Below are 23859 nucleotides of genomic sequence, written 5' to 3'. Positions count from 1 at the left end.
GTTACATCAGAAATTGCCTTGTTGCCATGCGCGCTTCCTTCAAAAAGCTGCGCGAACCGATTTTAGTTCGCCCACGGCATATCAACAATCCAGCCCTTCACGATCAATTTTTTTATCTATGAACCAAAATGTCTCCATCCCACGATCCAGGCACAAGCACGCTTTTTCTCTTGTGGAATTGCTGGTGGTTGTTGCCGTTATTGCTCTGCTATCGACGCTTTGGTTTCCTGCCATGGCGAAAGCGCACCTAAAATCCTCTGGCTATGCCGCCGGATGTCTCAGCAATTTGCGCCAACTCATGATCGGTTGGTCGATGTATAAGGAAGACAATCACGACGTATTGCTTCCCAACGCTCCTGCAGGATTTGCAGCAAACCAGACCTGGTGCGGCGGTTCCAGCGAGGATTGGTTAATTTCCTCGGCCAACACAAATGTGAACGTGCTGCTCGGATCTCTGCTTGCGCCATATGTTCGCAGCAATCTTAACATTTATCGCTGTCCCGCCGACCTCGTGCCATCTTCAAACGGCCAGCGCTTGCGCAGCTATTCAATGAACGGCCAGATGGGCGCTGCATTCAATACGCCAAACTACAATGCTGGATTCAGACAATATAAAACAACAGCCGACCTGACTTGTCCCAACCCTCAATCCGCCTTCATCTTCGCTGATGAACACCCCGGCAGCATCAATGACGGCTATTTCCAGGTCAATTGTAGCTCTGCAAGCCTTCCAAGCCTGCCGGCTTCTTACATTGATGGCGGTTGTGGTTTCTCATTTGCTGATGGCCATGCAGAAATTCACAAATGGGTGACCCCGAATTTTGTCATTCCCATAGTTCAAGGCCAAACCCCTGCCACCATTTTTATCCCCGCGAACAATGCTGATTGGTTGTGGCTTGTGTCACATACTGCGTGCCCGTGAATCTGGTGATGAATTCCCAAACATCTTATAGCTGTCATATGAAAAATGTTTCCTCCATTTCCAGCGCTTTGGGCATGTTAATGTTGACTAATTTCCTTACGCTCGCCACCTCAGCACTTCCGCTCCAGTTCGTTTCCTCTCCAGATTCCTCTCTGGTTTCATCATCGGGCAGTGGCGATTCCAGGAGTCCAATCATCAGTGCTGATGGTCGTTACGTTCTCTTCTCCAGCCGGGCCAATAATCTTACCACCAACAACGCTGTCGCGACCACTTTCTCCCAAAATGTTTACCTGCGCGATCGCCTGAACCAGACCACCACTCTCATCAGCGTCAATCTCGCCGGCACTGGAGGCAATGGCGATTCCACTGCCATCGAGATTTCCACAAACGGCCAATACGTTCTCTTCGAAAGTAGCGCCAGCGACCTGGTTGCCAATGACACCAATAATGCCTCCGACGTATTCGTCCGCAACCTGCTGACTTCCACAACCACTCTTGCCAGTGTCAGCACAAATGGAACGGTCGCCAACGGTGCTTCTCGCAGCTCAGCCATGACACCGGATGGTCATTTTGTCGCTTTCGCCAGTTCTGCGAATAATCTCACGGCACAGGATACCAATAATATTGCGGATATTTTCGTGCGCGATCTGCAACTCGGCACAACCAAATTGGCAACTCCCAAGGCCATGGCATCAGCAGCCAGCCCGGCCTATGGCCCTTTCTCAGAACTGCCTGACATCACGCCGGATGGCCGCTATGTGGCCTTCTTCAGCAACGCCACCAACCTGGTCGCGGGAGTAACAAACATTGGTGAAATATATGTGCGTGATCTGGTCGCTGGGACCACTTCCCTTGCCAGCACAAACGCTCACCAGTTGATGCAATCCATCGCGGGCACCAATCGGACGATTTCCTACAACCACACCATTTCGCAGGATGGTTCGATTCTGGTCTACGAAGCCAGTCCCTTGACCACAGCCGGGAATTCATATGGTGTGATTTTCCGCCACAATCTGCAAACCGGATTGACCCTGGTGATCAATACCAATGCTGCCCGCGTCGCTCTTGGTGAAGAAGCAATTGACCGTACCTTGGAGATGACACCGGACGGCCGGTTCATCGCCTATGCTACAAAAAACACGCTTTTTCCTGGCACCACCAATACGGCTGTCTATGTTTGGGATGCGCAACTCGGTACCAACATCCTGGTCAGCGCTGACCAGAGCCATTCCGTGAGTTCTGCTGCCTCCTGGCCGGCCATCACTCCTTCCGGCCAATTCGTTGCGTTCATCAGCTCCAATTTGACTCCAGATTCTCTCGATGGTCTTGGTCACATTTACCTGCGCAACCTTCAGTCATCCACCACCACCCTCCTCGATGTCAAACAGACGGGTCTTGGGGCATTCGTTCCATTTGCGACGCTTCCCCGGATTAGCGATGACGGCCGTTTCGTTGCTTTCGACACCTCGTCTCCAAATCTTGTCTCAAACGATAATAATGCCGCCTATGACGTTTTCGTGCGTGATACCACTTCCCAGATCACCGAACTCACATCCTCCATCCTCCCTTCCCTGCCTGCTCTCTCAGCCAATGGCCCAAGCAGTCTGTCCGGCTACCCCATCAGTACCAACGGCCGTTACGTCGCCTTTTACAGCGAAGCCAGCAACCTCGTTCCGAATGATACCAATGGTTTTCGGGATGTATTCATCCACGACCGCATCTCTGGAACCAATGTTCTCGTGAGTGTGGCCGTTGGGGGGGCGGGTGCAAACGGCCTCTCCACTGAACCCTCCATCTCCGCCGATGGCCGCTATGTCGCCTTCTCAAGCACTGCCACCAATCTCGTGTCCGGCGACACCAATAAATTCAGTGATGTTTTCGTCCGTGACCTCGTCACGGGCTCAACATCTCTGATCAGCATTGGCACCAATGGCCTCCCCTCCGGTAATGGCGATTCCTCCGCACCAATTATCAGCGCCGATGGCCAGTATGTCTTGTTCCGCAGCAAGGCCAGCAACCTGGCCCCTGGCCCTTATTCCAGCGGCACCGAGAATCTCTTCTTTCGCGACCGGCAAGCAAATAAAACCTATGCAGTGACCACTGCTGGCGTGAGCAAAACTGCCATGACGCCTGACGGCCGCTTTGTGACCTTCGGAGCGGGAAGCACTGTCCTGGTGTGGTCTGGACAAGGTCATACGAATGTCTTCACTGCCTCGGCCACTGGAACAACAACTGGCGTTGCCATAAGCCCGGATGGACACCACATTGCGTTTTCCTATTTCTTATCGCTCACCTCCTACATCTATATTGCTGATGTTGTTGCCAAAACCAACAAGAACATCAACACAGCTTCGGCAACCTCTGTCTCCAAACTTCAGTTTAGCAGTGACGGCCGCTATCTGGTTTATACAGCTCCCGCTGTCGGCAAAAGCCAGATATACCTCTACGATTTCGTGACCGGCACCAATATTTTGGTTTCTCGGGACTTCAGTTCCTCTCTCGCCGCCAATGGCAATTCTGACTCTCCCGCACTCAGTCCTGACGGGCGCTTCATCGCTTATCGCAGTTCGGCCAATAATCTCGTCCCGGGGGATTCTAACGGCTACCCAGACCTCTTTCTCTACGACTCTTTCGGTGGTTCCACCACCCTCGTGAGCCTCAGCCAGACAGGGAACAGCACCGCCAACAATCGCTCTCTTTACCCTGTCTTTAGTCCCGATGGTCAAACTCTCTTCTTTCAAAGCTGGGCCTCCGACCTCACCACTCAGGACTACAATCTAAGTGAAGATATCTTTGCCCTGAACCTTGGTGTATCAACCTTCACCGATACCGATGGCGACGGCATGGACGATGTTTGGGAAATGCAACACTTCGGCACCCTCGCCCGCGATGGCACGGGTGACTTTGACGGCGATGGCGCCACCGATCTCTTCGAATTCCAGACTGGCACGGATCCCGGCAACCCAAATTCCTTTTTCCATGGCCAGCTTGTTTTCGGCGCCTCACCTACGTTGTTCTGGACGGTTGCTCCGGGCAAGGCCTACCGCGTGCAATACAAGGACAGCTTAAGCGACGCCGATTGGAAGGATTACAATGGTAGTATCGCCATTAGCGGCAACCAGGCGTCAGCTACCGATACTGCCACAGCTGCCGGCCAACGTTTCTATAGAATCCTAACGAGCAACTAGGCGACCTGTTACCGGGATCGCCAGGATTCATTTCGGATGAGTTGTTATTTGGAAAGGCGCACAAGCACCTCACTCTGACATTGGCACTCATGGCTTCTCATCTAAGTTCCTATGCATCCTTATCCGTCAATTTGCGCTGGCGCTCTATTTTTTTATCTATTTCACCAAAATACTCTGGTTAACCTCTCAATAAGTTACGCTTTTGAATTGCTCTGTGCTTCGACTTCTGAGAGCTTCACCATGTGTCTAGTGAACAGGTCGCGCTCTCGATTGTAATCCCCGTTTTCAACGAGGCGGAGATGCTGCCCAAGCTTTTTCAGGAACTGGGCCGCGTCCGCGCCGGCACTCTGCGCGGCGAAGGACCGTTGGAAATCGTTCTGGTGGATGACGGTAGCAAGGACTCAAGCTGGAATTTGATCTCCGCCCAATGCCAGCGCGATCCTGCCTACATAGGGGTGAGATTCTCCCGTAACTTCGGACATCAAGTGGCGCTGGCCGCTGGTCTGGAAACCGCCCGTGGTTCAGTTATCGTCTCCATGGATGCCGATCTCCAGGACCCGCCCGATGTGATCTTGGAAATGCTCGCCGCCCACCGTCAGGGCTACGATGTGGTCTATGCCACCCGCGCGACCCGTGGCACTGAACCCTGGGGCAAACGCGTCAGTGCGAAATTCTTCTACTACGCCATTGAAAAACTTAGCGGCGTGCCGATTCCCCGCAACACTGGCGACTTTCGGTTAATGAGCCGCCGCTCCCTGATGGAGCTCATGAAATTGCGCGAGTCGCATCGTTTCCTGCGCGGCCTCGTGCCATGGATCGGTTTTCCGCAAACCCAGATTTTCTATGACCGCGCTGACCGGACTGGTGGCGAGACCCATTATCCCTGGCACAAAATGATGCGGCTGGCGATTGACGGCATTGCCTCCATGTCCCAGGCGCCATTGCGGCTGGCCTACGCGGTTTCGCTGATGCTCTTTGCTGTCTTTGTCGGCTATATTCTTTACGCCTTTATCAAGCACCTCGTGGTCGGCACGGAATTGGTACCCGGTTGGACTTCGATCATGTCCGCCATAACCATCTTCGGCACCATCCAACTACTGCTCCTCGGCGTCTTTGGCGAATACCTGGGCAGGGTTTATGAGCAGGTGAAGAACCGCCCACTCTATGTCGTTCAGGAAATCCGGCGTGCCGCTCAGGAAGGGAATACAACGACTACCCCAAACCGGAACCAAACACCTCTTACGCCCCCGTGACCAATTCACAGACCGCCCCGACTCCCATCTCATCGACCCGTTTCAACGCCCCCGTCATCGCTCTGATGTGCCTGGCCGTGGTAACACTGCTTCGACTCTGGTACGCGACGAAACTGGGATTGCTGCCTGATGAGACGTACTATTGGCTCTGGTCAAAGCACCTGGCGGCCTCTTATACCGACAAGGGGCCGGTAATTGCATGGCTCATAGCCGCTGGAACCTCGGTGTTCGGTGATACTCCATTCGGCATTCGTTGGATCGGCGTGCTACTGAATGCTGCCACCGGTTGGCAGATATTCCGCCTCGCGCGTCGGCTCTACGGAGATCGCACCGCGCTCTGGTGTTTGCTGGTTGCAATGGTCATCCCGCTCTTTACGGTCGGATCGATCATCATGACCATCGATGCCCCAAGCGTCCTCTGCTGGGCTTGGGCGGCAAACGTGTTCTGGACGGCCCTCGAAACCGGCAAAGTGCGACATTGGATCGGCTTGGGAGTGATCATCGGCGTCGGATTTCTTGCCAAGTTCACCAACGGCGTCCAACTCGGCTGCGTCGCGCTGTTCCTCCTTTGGTCCCCACCGCACCGGAAGTATTTCTTCAGTCGGCAAAGCATCGCCATGGTCATCGCCTTTGGGCTCTGTTCGTTGCCCATTATTTATTGGAATTACCAGGTGGGTTGGCTTCAGGCGCAGGCACTTCATTCACGCAGCGGCGTCGAAAGTTCCTTCCACATTCATCCCGCTCAATTGTTTCGCTTCCTCACCGAGCAAATAGGCGTGATCTCACCGCTCATCGCAATTGGCATCGCCGTCGCTGCTGTTGGTTTGCTCGTCTCACGTTACAGCGACACCCGTGTCCAGTTTCTCCTCTGTCAGTTTGTGCCACTCTATGGCATCTTCCTTTTCTTCAGTTTGAACAGTGCCGGCAAACCCAACTGGCCCGCGCCTGCCCTCATCACTGCCATGATTTTGCTCGTGGTATTTTGGCAGGACTTGGTGCAACGCAGGCCCGCTTGGCGCTGCGCCGTCTATGCAGCACTGTCAATTGCCCTCGTAATGACCATCTTATTACACGCCGCAGTCTTCCTCCCTCCAATTCACCCGGTCATCAATCGTATAATGCGGCGCTCACAAGGCTGGCCTGATTATGCCGCGCACATTGAACAGGCCCGCACGAAATACAACGCCAATCTGCTGATCGCCAACCATTATTCACAAGCCAGCATGGCTCAGTTTTATCTCCCGGGCCATCCCACTGTCTATCTGCCATCTGGTTGGCATCCGCAATTCAAACTCTGGGGGGATTACCACCTCGCTCCCGACACCCGCGCATTGTTCGTCCTCAGTGACCCGATGGATGGTCCGAATAACCTCCTCCTTCCGCTCACGCAACAATTCAAAAGCCGGCAATTGGTCGATGATTTCTGGAGCCAATACAAGGGCCGAAACATGACCCGCTTTCAGATATACCTGCTAAGCAACGATTGAGCGGCACTGACGCCTGATGTTAATCTGTTAATCTTATACCGAAGCGATACGGGGATAGCTTGCCGTTTCATCAATGTGTCGTGCCATCACCGGCCAATCCAGGGTTGACGCCTGCCCAGGACTCGCCCCTGATTGGAAATTTTTCACCGATCTGTTCGCTTCTGTCCTTCAGCGGGAACTTCTAGTTAAATATTGCTATGGATGACCATGACCTCTTGCGTCAATACGCCCGATGCCACTCGCAAGATGCTTTCCGCCAGCTTGTGGAAAAGCACCTCGTCATGGTTTTCTCATGCGCGCAACGCATGGTCCGCGATTCACACCTCGCCGAAGAGGTCGCTCAAAACGTTTTCACCACCTTCGCCCAAAAAGCTGAATCCATTCACCCACCCCAGGTTATTGCTGGCTGGCTTTACAACACCACTCGCAACCTTGCCATGCACACGGTTCGGTCTGAACAACGTCGCCGCCTGCGCGAAGAAACTGCTGTAACCATGCAAGCTCTCGATTCCGACTCTGATGCGGGTCACATCAAGGAACACCTCGAACCTGCCATGTCGGAATTGGAGCCTGACGATCGCGACACCCTCGTTCTCCGCTACTTTGAAGATCGCAGCCTCCGCGAAGTCGGCCAGGAATTTGGCATTAGCGAAGATGCCGCCCGCATGCGCGTGAATCGTGCGCTGGAAAAACTTCGCACCATTTTCAATCGCAAAGGTATCGCCGTCACCTCTGTTAGCCTTGCGGCCATCCTAACTGCCAGCACTACGTCTGCCGTCCCGGTTGGACTCACGGTTGCCATCACAACTGCCGCACTTGCCAAAACCATCGTTACTTCAACCACCATCGTCACCAACTCCGCGCTTACCGTTATGAACTGGATCAATGCCAAATCCGTTACCGCCATCATTAGTGCCGCCGTTATTGCCGCTACCAGCACCTATTTCGCGCAAGAACGACATCTCGATCACCTGCGTGCCGAAAACCAAACGCTCGCTGCCGAGCATGACAAATTAAAGTCCGCCAACGACACCTCGCTCGCTTCCTTGCAGGCAAAAACTCAGGAACTTGACCGTCTGCGCAAAGAGAACAAAGACCTGCCGCGTCTCAGAAACGAGATTGCCCAACTCCGCCACCAACGTGATGCCGAGAAGCAAACCGCCACACAGCAAGCCAAACTCGCCACCAATATTACCAGCCAGCTTGCATCTCCAATTCCGGGCAGTGGACGCTATATAACCACAGCCGAACTGGCCTTCGCTGGTTATGCGACCCCGGAAGCAGCATTTCAGTCCATGAATTGGGCCATGCTAAAAGGAACCTACGAAGATGTGAGTAAGGCCCTTGCGCCTGAACTGCTTGAACAAGAACTTAAAGATCCGAAAGGGCGCAAGCAATTTGAATCCGGACAAAAAATTATGGCACCTTTAATCAAGGGCACGCAGATTCTGAGCCGCAAAGTGCTCGACGCAGATCATGTGGAATTAAAAGTTCACCTGGATGCCGATCCGATTCCAAACAGCACAGACCAACAACCTCCACTGCTGGTTCAACCCATGGTCCGGGTCGGTAACGAATGGAAACTCGGCGGCGGCACCATAAGTCTCAGTGACGATTGGGATCAATCGGGCGAAATCCAGGCAGTCACTCCCTAGTATTGTTTGCGGGCTCTGAGCCTTCAAATTTGCAGCTTTGGCCCTTCTTTTCCCCTTCCCAATTGCCCTTCCAGCATGTTTCATCTGTGCCTACATTATTTGTATGGATGAATCGAATGCATTGATCGAGCAGCGCAAGGCCAAATTGGCCGCACTTAAGGCCCGGGGAATTAATCCGTTTGCCAATAAGTTTGCTCCCACGGAAACCGCCGCCCAGGCTCGCGCCAACTATGTCGAGAACCGCGAGGTCGCCCTCGCCGGCCGCATCACCGCCTACCGCGAAATGGGCAAAAGCATCTTCTTCGACATCAAGGACCAAAGCGGCCGCATCCAGGTCTATGCTCAAAAAGCAGCCCTCGGTGATGAGCAATTTGATATTTTCAAGCTGCTCGACATGGGTGATTTCCTCGGTGTGAAGGGTGTGTTGTTCACCACCAAGACCGGCGAAATTTCCGTCAAACTCGCTTCGTTCACGATCATCGGCAAAGCCCTCCGCCCGCCTCCTGAAAAATGGCACGGCCTCGTCGATACTGAAATCCGCTACCGTCAGCGCTACCTCGATCTCATGTCCAATGACGAGGTCAAGAAGACATTCCTTCTCCGTAGTGCAGTCGTCCGCGAGATTCGCAACTTTTTCCACTCGCGCGGCTACGTCGAAGTCGAGACGCCCATGATGCAAAACATTCCCGGTGGTGCCGCCGCCGCGCCGTTCGTCACGCATCACAACGCGCTTGGCTGCAATTTCTACCTCCGCATCGCCATTGAGCTCTACCACAAGCGTCTCCTCGTCGGGGGCATCGATAAGATGTTTGAAATCGGCAAGAACTTCCGCAACGAAGGTCTCTCCCGCAAACACAATCCCGAGTTCACCATGCTCGAGGCCTACCAGGCGTACGGCGATTACGAGACCATGATGGAACTCGTCCAATCGATGATTGTCCACGTCGCCGAGAGCGTCCTCGGCACGCTCGTCATCGAGCACAAGGACGCCGAAGGCAAAGTCACCAAGACCATCGACCTTACCCCCAACTGGCGTCGTGCAAAGTATAAAGACCTCGTTCGTGAAAAAGCCGGCCAGGATTGGTTCGATGTTTCGCCTGCAGAACGCCGTCGTCGCGCGATCGAAGACCTCAAGCTCGGTGGCGACATCGCTGCTGGATATGAAGATTTCGAAGTCACCGGGGCCGTGTTTGAAAAACTGATTGAGCCGACGCTCATCAATCCCACCTTCGTTACGCACCTGCCCAAGGAACTCGTTCCCCTCGCCAAGCTCTCACCTGAAGACCCAACATCCGTCGAAGTCTTTGAGTGCTGCATCAACGGCCAGGAAATCGCTCCGGCTTACTCCGAGCAAAACGACGCTGTTGAGCAACGCGAACGCCTCGAACACCAGGCTGGCGGCGAACAACAAAAACTCGATGAAGATTTCCTCATCGCCCTGGAGCACGGCATGCCTCCCGCTGGCGGCATGGGCATGGGCATCGACCGTTTGTGCATGATGCTCCTCGGTCAGGAATCCATCCGCGACGTCATCCTCTTCCCGCAGATGAAACCAAAGAGCTGAGCCTCAACAACGCACCCATTCATCCTGAAAAATGTAAAAGCCGCATCAACCTCGATGCGGCTTTGTGCTAAGGCCTCCCTGGCTCTTCAGAGACTCTTTGCGTTCTGTCCAACATGGTTTGTCTACAGAACAGCCACTGATACGTCCCTTTCCAGTCCCCGTTCGCATATTAACCATACCCTTCCATCTGTTTCGTAACATGGGGAAAACTACCCCATGTTTCCAAATTTTTCCCCAGCGAAACTTTTTGCTGCAGACACTGGTTTAAAAAGGAAGCTCGTGAAAAGCCGCAAACTTGCAATCGCAATCGTCGTGACCTTGACTTTGTTTACAGTCCATCACTTGCTCATGGCGCCGTCTCGATTGGGTATGCGAAGGCATCCAAATTTATTGTAGAATCTAAGAATGCTTGCGTACGCCAAGGAGCAATGGGAGCAGGTGAACAAAGGAACAAACCAGTGGCCATCCCGACATGACCTAAATGTCTATTTGGGTGGTAAGAAGAAGGTGTTTGAAGAAGCAATACAGCCTATTAACGGAGAGGTCTATATCATCAACAAAGTAGGTGCCCGGTTTATGCCTATCTTCCGACTACTTGGAATGAATTCCAAGAAAGACAACTGGTCAGCATCCAGGATATTGAAGGCAAGCCAGCAATATCACAGTCAGCAAATTCGGATTCTTCAAGATAAGCACCTTCAGGACTTCTTCCATCGTCCATTGCGCACAAGGGCAAAGGCTCCCAATCCCAGGCCCAGCAGCGCATAGGTGGAGGGTTCGGGCACGGCCGTCATGGTCAGGCTCCAGCTGACCAGTGTGCCTTGGTCCCCAAAATCCACATCGGCCAGGAACAACGTCCAGTCCCCGCTGGGATCGCCATCCACAAAGGAACTCAGGAAAGCGCTGCGCGGATCGGTGTCCAATACCAGGCTGGGATCAAAATTGCGCCCGTCCGGCGCCCACGTGCCGGTCAGGACGCCCCCGGCGGGGTTCTGAAAATCCTGGTAGTTGTGAACGTCATGGGCACCCCCATCACTCAGGGTGATGTTCAAGCCGCGGTCGGCGTAACCAAAGCTGTTGACGCTGGTTTTGCCCGCCCGGTTGAGCAGCACGGCAAAGCCCCCGTTGTGGACCAGGTAGGCGTAGTAGTCGCCATTGTAACCGCCGGAGACATTCAGGGAAACCTGCAGGTAGGTGAGTTTAAAGAGGTTTTGCCCGGTCAAATCCAGGTGCCGGGTGTCACTCAGCCCGCTGGCTGAACCATCGGGAATGCTCTTGTTGACGGTGAAGGTGTTGGTAACCGTCGTGGAGGTCTGCCCATAGGCACCCAGTGAGGTGATCATGGCCACACCGCAAACAAGCCCCGTCCTGATTCGTGGATTAATTCGGTTCATCATATCTCTTTTCCATTCATCAACCGATTAAGGTTTAGCCGTGCGATAGTAACGAGCACTGTGATTTGTTGCATCCAAATCGATGTAATTGAAGAGCCCGTTAGTTCCGGCAGAATTCGTACCCAAAATTGTCCACGTTATTGGTGGCGTCAGGTCACTGGTCGATTGAATCAGGTAACTTCTTCCTGGAATACCTGCGAAATCAATTTCCTGGTTTCCATCTGCGAGTTTGGTTAACCCCGTGATGTTAACCGAGGGTCCATTGTCATCAACAATTGTGACAGTCACGATCCCGGAGTTCGTGGCCCCAAAAGTATCCACAACCGTGTAAGAGAATGAGTCAGTTACATTCCCATTTGTGGCAGGTGCTTCATAGAAAACATAGATCGCGTTCGTTGAAATCGCCGCTCCATTTGTGCTGGTTGCACTTATCGAAGCCAGGGCCAATGCATCTCCGTCCACATCTGACGCATTGGTCAACAAATCCGAAATCTTGATTTTGAATGAAATATCTGGCGCACGGGCGAAGCTCGCTACTCCCGCTTGAGGCGAAAGATTCACGATCTGCACGATGCTGTTAGTCGCTCCACTATAATTTGCATCACCGGCATACTCAGCTGAAACAATATTCGTTCCATGCGTCATTAACATAGTGTCAACGCTGGCGATGCCATTCGTCAGGGCAACCAAGGCATCAATATTCGTTCCATTTGCCAGGAACTGTACACTTCCGGTGGGAAGTCCCAGGCTCGGAGCAACGGCCGCAACAGTGGCGGTGAATGTCAGATTGCTGCCAGGCGCGATGGTATTCGTCGAGGAGCTCAGAAGAATACTTGATCCCGCAGGCGTAACCGTCAACGTGCCACTCGTGAAGCTGAAATTGTAATTGCTCGAAGCCAGCGTCCCTTGGGCGATTGTAATAGTATAGGGCCCGTCTGCAACCGTACTACTTGTGTCAGCCGTGGTGTTCAAGGCAGCACTCCCAGTGATATCACTCGTTGCCAGCGTCTCTCCATTCACAAACCCGCTGAACGTGGCTGTGAGCACCGGGTTGGTTGCACCATAAACGTGTGTCTGATTATCCGCTGCAACCGTCAGCGATGCTCTATTGACCGCGAGCAAAGCTGCTGCACTGGTGGCCGATCCTGCCTCATTGGATACAACCACATCATAATTTCCCGCATCGCCCAAATGAACGCCAGTCAGGCTCAGGGAAGCACTGGTCGCGCCACTGATCGCAGAACCATTTTTCCGCCATTGATAGGTCAAAACAGGATCTCCCGCAGCCACCACGCTGAAGGAAATCCCTTCGCCATAAGTTGCAATATGACTCGCAGGATTGCTTGTTACAGATGGTTTTTGCAGGAATTTCAGAACGATGCTATTTCCACTCTGGGCGATGACGAAAACACCGTTGCCCAATGAACCAAATCCGCTCACATTCAAAGCGAAATTATCCGGACTGAAACCGCTCACCGAAGTGGCGGAAGCAATGGTCCAAACGTAATTTAGGGCGTTGTCAAAATTCGCTAAGGCAACGCCACTGATATCAATTGAAAAAGTATTTGCACTGGTGGAATTGATGGAAAGAGTCCCGTTTATAGCCAGGGTGTCATAACCAACTCCAGCAACGCCGGCGGCGTCACTGACTTGAAAAGTATAATGTCCACCTCCAGCCCAGGTTTCAGAGCCAGTTGTCAAAGCACCAATCGTGCTGCCAGGTGAAATCGTCCCACCGCTATTCAAAGCCACCGAAGGAACGGCGCCATTCCCGGAAAGAACGCCGCCACCGTTGATGGTGACACTGGAGCTGGAAGTGATGCTGCCGTTCACCCTGAGATTGCCATTAACCACAGTGGCACCGTCGTATGTATTGGCAACTCCGCTGATCGTGAGATTGCCCGCGCCGCCCTCAGTGAAGCCGATGCCCGAAGGTCCACTGATGGCTCCTGACAGGATGGTAGCCCCCGTATTGGCAACCGAAATGGTGGGCGTTGTGCTTCCAGCGGTGGAGGCAAGGTTAATCGGTCCGGAGAGCTCCAAATCATTCGTGCCGCCGAACGCAAAAGTCCTGTTCGTTGAGGCAATGTTGATCGCATTCGTTATTGCATTTCCGCCCGTCAACGCGGTGTTGGCAAGCAAGGTGGGAGTGACGGTTCCTGCCAGGGGCAAGATTGTAAGGGCGCTGGTGCCAGCAGCGTTTTGATGGCCCAGGGAAAGTGATCCCTGATTGAGGATCAAGCCCCCGCTGAAAGCGCTGTTGTTTCCCAGGAGAATAACGCTCCCTGCTCCACCACCTTTGCCTCTAAGCAGCACTCCAGAACCGCTTATCCGACCGTTGTATATCAACGTATTGCCCGAAGAGGCAAATGTGTCTATATCGCTCGTCCCACCACCATTAATGGTGATGTTGTTAGTCACTGTGGATGTGAAGGGACTTGTGCCACTGCTGCGCAAGGTAACCGCTGACGTCGTGGGGCCCACAATGATGTTACCGTGCCCGGCCACATCATTTCCGTTGAAATTAATGGAACCACCAATGATGGTAAAATTACCGGCGAAGGTGTTTGCGCCACTAAGGGTGAGCGCGTTCGCACCGCTCTTTGCCAATCCGCCAACACCCACAATGTTGCCAGGGACGGTCAGATCTTTGGAGGTCAAACTAAATGTGCCGCCACCCGAGCCCAATGTAATCCCGCGGTTCGTGTTCAGCGAAGCATTCGCAGACGAACCCAGGGCAATCGTTCCGCCGTCCAAGGTGAGCTGATCGGCAACCACGCTGGCCGGGGGAGTTCCGAAGCATGCATCTGCGGTCGCAGTGTTGATGGTAATGGTGCCCCCGGATATCGTGGACTTACCCGTGTAGGCATTGGCGCTGTTGAGAGCAACGGTGGAAGTGCCACTTTTTGTCAGACCCCCTGATCCCGCGAGGATGGCGCCGCTGATGGTGCCGCCCGAAATGGCAAATGTATTAGGCGAGTTGACTGTCAGAGTGCCGCCGGAAATAGTGCCGCCGGAGAGCACCACGCCGCCTACGGTTTCATTAAAAGGACCGGCCACAACCGTTGCCGTTGCTGTTGCACCACTGCCGACCCCAGTAAATGATATTGTAGGTGCACTGGTGTAACCGGTGCCAAGGGCGGTAATCGTGACCGCCGTTACGACGCCGCTGGCGACCGTTGCCGTGGCCGTGGCTCCACTTCCACCACCGCCAGAAAATGCCACTGTGGGGGCGGTGGTATATCCCGTTCCACCAGCCCCGACAGAAATGCTCGACACGTACCCGCTCATTTCAAACGTACCTGAGCTCACATTAACTATGGATCCATCAGGAATCACCTCAGAAGCGCCTAATCTCAGAGTGCCGCCCGAAACCGTGGTCGGTCCGTTCCAGTCGTTTCCGGTATTGCCAAGAATCCAAATACCTCCGGAAGTTATGGGGGAATAAAAAAGATTGCCTGTAGTGACAGTCAGCCCCCCGCCGGCAGTCCCGGGTAATAGGACCATTAATCGTGAGGGAATTAGCGGGGGAAGAGTTTCCCAAAAAGGCCCCGCCAGCACCGATCGTGATGCCTCGAGTAGCTCCAAGGCTGCCAGTGGCACCGGAGCCGGCAAGACCTCCGCCATCCAGATTAAAATAGTCAGCTACCAGGCTTGCTGGAGCCGTTCCGAAACGGTTGACGGAGGGAAATGTAAGAAAACCACCAGTGACTTTGTATTTTCCTATTGTGTTGAGGGAATTGTTAAGTTCCAGCCGACCGGTTCCACTTTTGTTGAGTATGCTGCCTGTGTAATTACAGCTTAGCGTCGTGCTCGAAGTTACGTGGTTGGCCACAACGCCTGCATTGGCTCCTGAAAAGGTAAGCACCGGGCTTCCAGAGAAGATATAACCATTCACCGTGGTGATCAGTGAGTTGACGGTCATCGCCGTGGAGAGGGTAACTGTTCCGGCTGTGCCACCAAATGAGGGACTATCCACATTCACGTTGTTCCAGATGCTCGGGAACGGCCCGGAAGCAGCACTTCCCCAACGGGCCGAGGTGGTATCCCAGGTACCCGCTCCCCCGGCCGTGGTGCCATCGGCAGACCAAAACAATGTGGCCGCCCTGGAGTGTTGCAGGAATAATGCAAGAACCGAGAGCACAGCAGAACCATTAACGAATTTTTTTTTCACAATGTTATTGAAAGTGCCAGCCAATTTCGCTCGTACATACGCGATGAGCATTTCTTTGGAATCTTCCTTTTATAACACCTGACCGGCTGCGGACGGATACAACTGTTCCTGTGGTGCGAATAGGAACTGTGAAATACTTATGCGGGCCGTTTAAGTCCGTCAACCTATTTCGAAAAACAATTAAAGTCCGCCCAACTGCCTCTGTGCTTCCGGATAATTTGGACGCAACCGCAAAGCCTCGTTAAAGTGTTGCCGGGCCTCATCGCGTTTATTTTGCCGTAACAACGCCAGCCCGAGATTGTAATTCGCCTCCGGATTGTCAGCCTTTAGCTTCAAGGCAGAACGGTATTCACCAATCGCTTCATCGAGCTTGCCCTGTTCCGACAAAAGGTTGGCCAGATTATTGTGAGTGAGAGCGTCGTCAGGATTTTGTTTGAGCACGAGTTTATATTCGATGGCCGCGAGATCAAATTTCCCCTGCATCGCATAAACATTTCCAAGGTTGGAATGCGAACTTACATTTTTGGGATTCAAACGTATCGCATCACTCAGCCACCGTGTAGCCCCGGCCAGATCACCCTTCTTCGCGAGGGAGATGCCGATGCCGTTATAAGCCTCCGCGTAATTCGTATTGATTTTCAAGGCGGCTTGATACTCCCTGATGGCCTCGTCCAATTTCCCCAGATCTGCATAGGCGTTGCCAAGATTGTTATGAACTTCCGCCCGGTTGGGATTCAACCGCAAGGAACTGAAATAATAGGGTATCGCCTCCTCCGGCTTCCCTTTCTTTGCCAGCACATAGCCAATATTATTCTGCGCCTCATCGTAATTCGGATTAATCTCAATTGACTTCTGGTAATTCGCCAGCGCCTCATCCGGCTTGCCTTGATTATCGAGCCAGTGACCAAGATTGTTATAAGCGAGATAATTGTTCTTTGTAACCCTGGTGGCATGAGTGAAAAGCGTGACGCTGTCGCACCAATACTTTTCCTGGTTCAATGTCAAAGCCAGGCACGCAATCAACGCCATGGTGGTTGTCAAAACCAACACCTCCATTCGTTGCTTCCAACTCGCGAGCATCTCCGGCACACCCCAGGCCAGCACAATAAACAAACCAATGTGAGGAATATAACTGTAACGATCTGCCATCGCCTGGATGCCGACCTGCACCAAGCCAATCACTGGAACCATCGTGCCTAGAAACCAAAACCAGCCGACGAATAAATAGCGCTGCTTTCTTCCCCAAACCACAGCCGCAGCACTCATCCCCAGGACGAAGACAACGCTGGCGATTACCAATAAAATCGGCCATTTGGCAGGATGTGGATGCGGGTAAAGGATGGAAAGGTTTTCCGGCCAAACCATTTTCCCTACATATCGCAGATAGGAAACAAAAGCGTTGGCAATGCGTTCTCCCAACGCAATGCTTTCCAGGGATGAAACCGCCCCACCCTTTTTCTGCACCAGGAATGTGGTGACACTATCAGCAAAGGCCAGGAGAAAAAATGGCACCTTCTCCACCATCAGCCTGGGCCACGCCGACTTGGATTCCAAACTCAACCGGTTCAACGGCCAATAATCGAGCAGCAGCAAAACAAATGGCAAGGTAACGAGCATTGGCTTCGACAGAAGCCCAAGTGCGAAAGTCATGAGACTTAAGCCGTAAAACAGCATGGTCTTCTTGCCGGACTCCTTCAACCCCCTCACGTGCTCGGCGTACGCCCACATGGTTAGCAGCCAGAAGAAAGCACTGAGCACATCCTTGCGTTCCGATATCCAGGCTACCGATTCCACGTGCAACGGATGCCATGCAAACAACGCCGCTACCACTGCGCTGGGCCACACATTTTTCGTCGATCGCCACAACACCCAGAAGAGCAGCAGGACATTGGCCGTGTGCAAAATCAGGTTTGTGGCATGATGGCCGGCCGGTTTCAACTCATAAAGCTGATAATCCACCATATGCGACAGCCACGTGAGCGGATGCCAATTGCTCGCATGCCCGGTCGTGAAAGCCCAACGAATGCTTTCGCCTGTCAGCCCTTTCTGCACCTCCACGTTCGCGGTGACATAATCGGGATCATCATAGTTGACGAAGTCACCTTTGAGCGATGGCATGTAGAGCAGCAACGTAATTGCTGTGAGTGCCACAAATATCCATGGCAAAATCGTTGCGCTTTCCGATTGTATCTTTTCTTTGCCAGCCATCGCCGGAATTCTAGGAATAAAGCCGGCTCCTTGACAAGAACGACAACGCACGAGGCCAAACCTGCATACCCGCCCATTCGGAAACTCAGAAAGGGATAGACCTCCTTCAGAAATAAGATGCGCCAGCATCGGGGGCGTCAACCAAGGCGCAACGAAGGAGCATATCCAAGACGATCTGCGACTGGGAAGTAACGCTGGCCGGCGACCGGAGGACCAGCAGATCAGATCAGGTTATTTCCGCACGAGGCCTTAAGCGGTTGCTTTGGAGGTTCCAGTAGTTTTCCCGGATTCACTTCCTTTATAACTCGCCACCACCCATTCACTCAAAATTTTATCCGGCGATTCCACCGCATCAGTATCCACGGTAAACTCTTCCTGCCCCGTATTTTGCGAGATCAATCTGAGCCCAAACTGATAATCCTTGAAACGAGCCGCGCAAAAATCCCGAATCTGCAGCCCCTGCTCCAAGGCTTTTGAAACCAGCAGATCAGCCGCCGCTTCAGTAAACTTCAGCCTGAGTCCATGGCTTTCCTTGAATCGTTGCGCGAATTCATTCACCAACTGCCGCGCCACGAGTCGCTCTTCCTTCTGCTGCTCGGCCAGCAACTTCTGCAACTCTTCCGCGGGATTATCCACCAACTCCCTCGTCACCAGAAATCGTTTCACCTGCGTCGAGGGCAGTTGGAATTTTATATTGCGAAACACCCGCTCGCAAACCGTCATCAATCCGCGCGCACCCGTCCCCTCGCCCGCTGCCAATTCAGCGATCCTCCTTAACCCATCCTCTCGAAAAAACACCTCAATCCCATACGCCGCAAAACTCTGCTCGTATTGGCGAATGATGCTTCCCTCGGACGACTTCAGGATGGCAAACAAATCATCCACTCCCAGCGATTGGCAAATCACCCGCACCGGCAATCGCCCGATAAATTCCGGCTCGAAACCAAAATCGATAAAATCCTTCGTCTGCGCCTGTTCCAACACCTGGATTTCCGTTTCCTCTTTGGTTTCCTTCGCCGCAAAACCAATCGTCGCCTCGCGCAAACGTCGGCGCACCAGTTTATCCAAACCATCAAAAGCCCCGCTCACGATAAACAAAATATGCCGCGTATTGATCGAACTGGCGGACTTTTTGCCCCGCTGTGACATATCCATCATCGCTTGAATCTGCCCGGCAATATCTTGCGGCGACCGCGTCTGCACCTCCGTCTCTTCCATCAGCTTCAACAGATTCGTCTGCACACCGCGGCCACTTACATCACGGCCTGTCGAACTGCTCGCAGCGGCAATTTTATCAATCTCGTCGATGTAAATTATCCCGTATTGCGCCCGGTCCGCATCACCATCGGCGCGACGATATAATTCCCTCACCAAATCTTCGACATCGCCCCCGACATACCCGGTTTCAGAAAACTTCGTCGCATCTCCCTTCACAAAAGGCACGCCAATCAAGTCCGCCACGCTCCGAATCAAATACGTCTTGCCCACCCCGGTCGGCCCAATCAAAATAATATTCTGCTTCGCATAATTCGGTGTCTCCTTCCCTTCAAACGCGAGTCGCACCTGATGATAATGGTCGCACAACGCCACGCTCAGCACCTTCTTGGCCTCATCCTGCTGGATCACAAACCGGTCCAGATACGCTTTGATATCCCGTGGCTTGTATTCAAATTTAAAACCCTCCTTCTCCGCTTCCGACTCCGGCCCATCCACCGTCGTGTCGAACACCGGCTTGGAGGCCGTCGCACTGTTCGTTGAATGCAGATGCTGGCGCATGAACTCCGCCAGTTGACGCTGGAACTCCTCAGGTGTCGGTGGGCCGTTAAAATGTCCTGTAGCCATAATTAATTCCTGCCTGGTTGGACTGTTCGCCTTCCCTTTATGTTCAGTTGAATTATAATGCCGTTGTGATGCAACCCGTTCAAACTGCTGATCCTGCCCGCTTTCAAGCGGCGCTGGACCTCTTCGACCAACATAATGCAGCCGACCCGAATGTCGAGATGGTCGATGGCCACCCTCGTCCCCGCGAACTCCTCTACGCCGAACGCCTCACCTCCTGGGTCCTGCAACTGGCGCCTGATGCCTCTGAAGAACTCCGCCTCGCCGCCCGTTGCCAACACCTTTGCCGCTGGGAAATCCCCCGCCACACTTTCCCGATGACCAAACCCGGCTACCTCCAATGGCGTGCCAAACTCAAGTCCTTCCACGCCGAAAAAGCCGGTGAAATCCTCCGCACCGTCGGCTATCCCGCTGACACCATCCATCGCGTCCAAAATCTCAACCTCAAAAAGAATTTCCCCAACGACCCCGAAAGCCGCATCCTCGAAGACGCCCTCTGCCTCGTCTTCCTCCAATACCAATTCGCCGACCTCGCCAGCAAAACCGCCGATGACAAAGTCATCAACGCCCTCCAAAAATCCTGGAAGAAAATGACCCCCGCCGCCCAGCAACACGCCTTGCAACTCTCCTACACCGACAAGGAAAAAGCGCTGCTTCACTCCGCACTCAATGCTTGAGTCTGAAAATGCCCCATTCACTTTTTTAACACGAGTTAGCACGAGATAACCCGATTTAGCCCGGGTTAGCACGACTTCCCGTCCAACCATCCCATTCTTAATTTCCTCGCGCCGGCCATACACAACTGACAATGATTCTTCTCCTTTGAAGGACATAGCCCCTTGAACCTGAAGCCTTTTTCGCTCGGTTTTCATTCCGGCATCTGAGCATCCCCGCAAAGTTTTAACCTTCCGATACCTTCCGATACCTTCGGCAATTTCCATTCGTAATTTGAAATTCGCCATTCGCAATTTCCATGGCCTTCCGAACCCGGCCTGAGGTATAAACGAAATAATATCCTCTCCGCCAGCCAACGGATGCTTTTTCCAGTCAAAATGCTCCTCGGGAGTGCTTTCAGCATCACCGCACCCCTCCTTGTTGATAAGGGCTTACTCAACATACACCCCGAATGTATGGTTTATGCGAGCATGCGTCAACAGAAACCTACCATACACATGAAGGTATAAGACTGCCTTTTTCTCCGCCACCCACCACATCCAATTCAACCAATTCTAATCACTGGCCAATTCCTTTCCACCCCCAAACCCGCAAAAAAAACTCTCCCACTTTAAAGGAGTCATCGATTGGGAAAGCCGCAAAAATCTTAATCTCGTCCGGCCAACGCATACACCTTACGAGTGTCGGGTCGCAGTTACTTTTTCCCATTAGTGAATACGTGTAGCGCCTGTCCACTCTTACTCACTACTTTCTATCCTCCACCTTCCGACTTCATCCGATAAGTCACAAAGTCGTACGATTTGGGATCATTCCACACCACCAGCCAGACCACGACGCGGCGCAGGTCATCGAGGTCGGGACGCCCGGCCACAAACCGCTGCAGCCGGATGATTTCATCCCGCAATATCTTTCCACCTTTGGGCACTTCCAGTGATTCTACCCTGGCCCAATCGGCATTGGTTTTGAGCCGGGTGACGAAGAACACACCCTCCCGCGTCGGTGAAGAGGTGGTAATCGGTGTAGCCGCGATCCAGCGCCACGATGCTTCCCCTTGGAAAATCAAGGGTTTGGGCCACTTTGACATCTCCCGCCTGGCCTTCGGTCACGTGCCCGAAAATCGGCAGATACCCTCATGATCCAAGAGCAGGTGCAGTTTCACCGCGTCCTTGGTCCGGCGCCAGCGCGCCCAGTCGAACATGTTCGCGCACAGGTCAACGGTAGTGCTGTCCAGGCTGAGCAGCCGGTTCTTGAACCGGAACTTCTTCTTCGGACTGAGGGCCTGGCACTGCGCCAGCAGATCGCGAAAAAGCCGCTCAAAGAGTTCCCATGGCCGGTGCACATTGGCATAGGAAAGAGTGGAGCGCCTGGGTTCATTTTCCAGCCCTAGATGCTTGAGCCGGCCCTCGCAGGATTTGAGCCCGTCGGAAATCTCCCGCAAGGAGCGGGCCTGAGCCAGCTGGCAGAACAACATCGCGACAAACTGATCCCAACTGCTGAAACCCTTGGACCGGTAATCGGACTTTAACTCACGCGCATGCCGCTCGAAATCGGAACGTTGAAACAGGGAAAGGATTTGGGTATATAAACTCCCGGTGCGAATCATTTGGATCTCCCTTGATGATGGTTTGTGGTTTCACTTTTCACCCTCATTCTCATCAAAGACGGAGATCCTTTTCACTCACTTTCTAAATTCTATTTTGGACAGCAGTGAATCTCGAAAGGCCGTAGCCGATTTGAAAGCCAGTGTCTTCAAAATTTTACGCCCTGCTTAGTCATACCTTCCGTTTGCTTATGCTTGCTTTGTATTCGGTACGCCGCGATGAAGAAGCGGACGGCTTGCTCGATATGCCGGCCCCGCTCAGCTTGCGACAAGACATAGTCTGCGCGGAACATCGCCTTATTGACGGGTTCCCCCATGACCAGCCAGTTGAACTGTGTGGCGGCGACCATCGCGTCGCTGACCGACAGCAGGTCGCGATCCGCCCACCGCTGTATGTGGACTGCCAGTCCCGCGATTGCCCGGCCAGGGCCGCCATCGTAAAGCGCCCGCCCCAGCTCCGGGAAGCGATCTGCTTCCGCGATCACGAGACGGCGCATCGCACAGCTTTGGGTCATCACGATCGTCAGCAAACGCTCGGCATGGCCGCTCAGTTCTGCAGCGACCTGCGCCAAGGTTTTTGGCTCGCGCATCTCTGTCTGGACACGCTCAGTCCCCTGCGCGGTCATGGACTGGACGATCTCGACGAACAGTGACGCCTTGTTGGCGAACTGGTTGTAAACGGTCTGCTTCGACACGCCGGCATGGACTGCGACTTCATCCATGCTGGTGCCGTCGAAGCCACGAGTCAGGAACAGTTCTTCCGCCGATTGAAGAACCGTATGACGCTTCTGTTCCGACCGATCTAAAGTGGTTTGCGTTGTGGGGTCGTTCTGCATGTCGCTCATCCTACACCCAAGACCACTAGCTTGACAATATGGACTAGACAGTCCAGTCTTGAACATCGAGACGAGAACATGGAAAAAAACCAGCAACGTTGCCTCGCCAGTTGCCAATGCGGTCAAACTGCCATTGAGGTAATTGGTGCGCCGATCATAAGTGCGGTGTGCTATTGTGAGAACTGCCAAGCCGCAGGGCATGAGTTCGAGCGCGCAGACGGCGCGCCGCGAACGGTCGGTGCGGATGGCGGCACCGAGTACTGCTTGTACCGAAAGGATCGCGTGACGGTCATTCGGGGCAGACAGTACCTGCAAGAACATAGGTTGACGCCCGATTCTAAGACCCGCCGTGTCGTGGCTACGTGCTGCAACGCGCCCATGTTCCTGGATTTCACCCAAGGGCATTGGCTGACCGTGTACCGGTTTCGGTTGCCCGCCGGGGTGCGGTCGCCGCAGATGCGGGTCAACACCAGTGAGCGTCCGTCGGGCGTCACTTTGCCGGACGACATTCCCAATTATCCCGCCCATTCGCTGGCATTCATGACCAGATTGTTGTTGTCGTGGGCCGCGATGGGGTTCCGACGACCGAAGGTCACCTGGTGATGCCGATGTCTGATAAGATCGCCATGGAGAACGTCAATTCCCCAAGCCGTGTCGTCCGGGTTGATGCAGACAAATACCACGCGATGCGCGCGGCGATTTCGGGACGAACTATATTTATGAACGTGCATTCTGGCGAGTTTCAGCTAGTTCCGGCAAGTAGTGGCGAATTGTTGGAACGCTCGCCGATTTATTGACAGCGGCCATTCCAACCTTAGTTTTCCGCAGTACAATCAAGCCTTCTAGCTTGGAGGCGAGGGTCGGAATCGGTCGCCTCAAGCGCGTTTTCTGGGCTAAAAATGCTCAATTCTGCGATTGAGTCAAGCACTACACCACCACTACCCGACCCAGCACTTTGCCAACACCTCTGCTGACGTATTTGCTGACAGTGTGAAGCCACGAGTCCAACAAAAAAAGAAATGCCCCGCGTAACAGCGGGGCGCGAGCATTGAGACTGCATCGGA

At 53.5% G+C, this 23859-nt stretch carries 16 protein-coding genes; 8 read left to right on the top strand and 8 right to left on the bottom strand.

Annotation, left to right across the window (positions count from 1 at the left end; genetic code table 11):
- Positions 1–118 precede the first annotated feature (118 nt).
- The 6 genes from CFLAV_RS01240 to lysS all read left to right on the top strand — a co-directional run bounded on the left by CFLAV_RS01240 (position 119) and on the right by lysS (position 10069).
- On the top strand, positions 119–922 hold the full coding sequence (locus tag CFLAV_RS01240) for a prepilin-type N-terminal cleavage/methylation domain-containing protein (protein ID WP_007412757.1): 804 nt from the start codon (positions 119–121) through the stop codon (positions 920–922).
- A 38-nt stretch (positions 923–960) separates the two neighbouring features.
- Positions 961–4110 carry a TolB family protein gene (locus CFLAV_RS31560; RefSeq protein ID WP_007412756.1) on the top strand — a complete coding sequence of 1050 codons (3150 nt, stop codon included), beginning with the start codon at positions 961–963 and terminating at the stop codon, positions 4108–4110.
- A 242-nt stretch (positions 4111–4352) separates the two neighbouring features.
- Positions 4353–5363 carry a glycosyltransferase family 2 protein gene (locus CFLAV_RS01230; RefSeq protein ID WP_007412755.1) on the top strand — a complete coding sequence of 337 codons (1011 nt, stop codon included), beginning with the start codon at positions 4353–4355 and terminating at the stop codon, positions 5361–5363.
- The gene (locus CFLAV_RS01225) at positions 5360–6850 is read left to right on the top strand and encodes an ArnT family glycosyltransferase (RefSeq protein ID WP_007412754.1); all 1491 of its coding nucleotides are present in this window, start codon (positions 5360–5362) and stop codon (positions 6848–6850) included. Before CFLAV_RS01230 ends, CFLAV_RS01225 begins: the two co-directional genes overlap by 4 nt.
- 197 nt (positions 6851–7047) lie before the next feature.
- Entirely contained in the window at positions 7048–8505 is a 1458-nt protein-coding gene (locus CFLAV_RS01220; protein WP_007412753.1) for an RNA polymerase sigma factor, read from the top strand.
- Between the two features lie 103 nt (positions 8506–8608).
- Positions 8609–10069: a lysine--tRNA ligase gene (lysS, locus tag CFLAV_RS01215; protein ID WP_007412752.1), complete on the top strand. Its 1461-nt coding sequence runs from the start codon at positions 8609–8611 to the stop codon at positions 10067–10069.
- A 698-nt stretch (positions 10070–10767) separates the two neighbouring features.
- Here the strand turns inward: lysS and CFLAV_RS01210 are convergent.
- The 5 genes from CFLAV_RS01210 to CFLAV_RS01190 form a co-directional block, all read right to left on the bottom strand.
- Complete coding sequence (locus CFLAV_RS01210; RefSeq protein ID WP_007412750.1) at positions 10768–11466, bottom strand: PEP-CTERM sorting domain-containing protein; 699 nt, start codon at positions 11464–11466, stop codon at positions 10768–10770.
- 24 nt (positions 11467–11490) lie between these two features.
- Complete coding sequence (locus CFLAV_RS01205) at positions 11491–14880, bottom strand: beta strand repeat-containing protein (protein WP_425500499.1); 3390 nt, start codon at positions 14878–14880, stop codon at positions 11491–11493.
- The gene (locus CFLAV_RS36295; protein WP_237712346.1) at positions 14804–15637 is read right to left on the bottom strand and encodes a hypothetical protein; all 834 of its coding nucleotides are present in this window, start codon (positions 15635–15637) and stop codon (positions 14804–14806) included. Before CFLAV_RS36295 ends, CFLAV_RS01205 begins: the two co-directional genes overlap by 77 nt.
- Positions 15638–15817: 180 nt before the next feature.
- On the bottom strand, positions 15818–17845 hold the full coding sequence (locus tag CFLAV_RS01195; RefSeq protein ID WP_050785588.1) for a tetratricopeptide repeat protein: 2028 nt from the start codon (positions 17843–17845) through the stop codon (positions 15818–15820).
- A gap of 249 nt (positions 17846–18094) precedes the next feature.
- The gene (locus tag CFLAV_RS01190; protein ID WP_007412746.1) at positions 18095–19687 is read right to left on the bottom strand and encodes an AAA family ATPase; all 1593 of its coding nucleotides are present in this window, start codon (positions 19685–19687) and stop codon (positions 18095–18097) included.
- A 68-nt stretch (positions 19688–19755) separates the two neighbouring features.
- On the opposite strand from CFLAV_RS01190, the gene CFLAV_RS33795 reads away from it, so the two are divergent.
- Positions 19756–20361 (top strand): DUF4202 domain-containing protein, encoded by a 606-nt coding sequence (locus tag CFLAV_RS33795; protein ID WP_083808716.1) that lies wholly within the window; start codon positions 19756–19758, stop codon positions 20359–20361.
- Positions 20362–21110: 749 nt separating this feature from the next.
- On the opposite strand, the gene CFLAV_RS31555 is transcribed toward CFLAV_RS33795, so the two are convergent.
- The 3 genes from CFLAV_RS31555 to CFLAV_RS01170 all read right to left on the bottom strand — a co-directional run bounded on the left by CFLAV_RS31555 (position 21111) and on the right by CFLAV_RS01170 (position 23116).
- A complete protein-coding gene (locus tag CFLAV_RS31555; protein ID WP_007412743.1) occupies positions 21111–21443 on the bottom strand; it encodes a hypothetical protein in 333 nt (110 codons plus the stop codon).
- 18 nt (positions 21444–21461) lie between these two features.
- Entirely contained in the window at positions 21462–21962 is a 501-nt protein-coding gene (locus CFLAV_RS01175) for a DUF4372 domain-containing protein (protein ID WP_007412742.1), read from the bottom strand.
- A 146-nt stretch (positions 21963–22108) separates the two neighbouring features.
- Complete coding sequence (locus CFLAV_RS01170) at positions 22109–23116, bottom strand: TetR/AcrR family transcriptional regulator (RefSeq protein WP_202796815.1); 1008 nt, start codon at positions 23114–23116, stop codon at positions 22109–22111.
- 3 nt (positions 23117–23119) lie between these two features.
- Here CFLAV_RS01170 and CFLAV_RS36030 point away from each other — a divergent pair, with 3 nt between their 5' ends.
- On the top strand, positions 23120–23398 hold the full coding sequence (locus tag CFLAV_RS36030; RefSeq protein WP_202796814.1) for a hypothetical protein: 279 nt from the start codon (positions 23120–23122) through the stop codon (positions 23396–23398).
- Positions 23399–23859 lie beyond the last annotated feature (461 nt).

This window comes from Pedosphaera parvula Ellin514 (assembly GCF_000172555.1).
Taxonomy (GTDB): Bacteria; Verrucomicrobiota; Verrucomicrobiia; order Limisphaerales; family Pedosphaeraceae; genus Pedosphaera.
The sequence above is the reverse complement of the archived record's forward strand: the minus strand, read 5'-3'. Positions and strand labels throughout refer to the sequence as shown.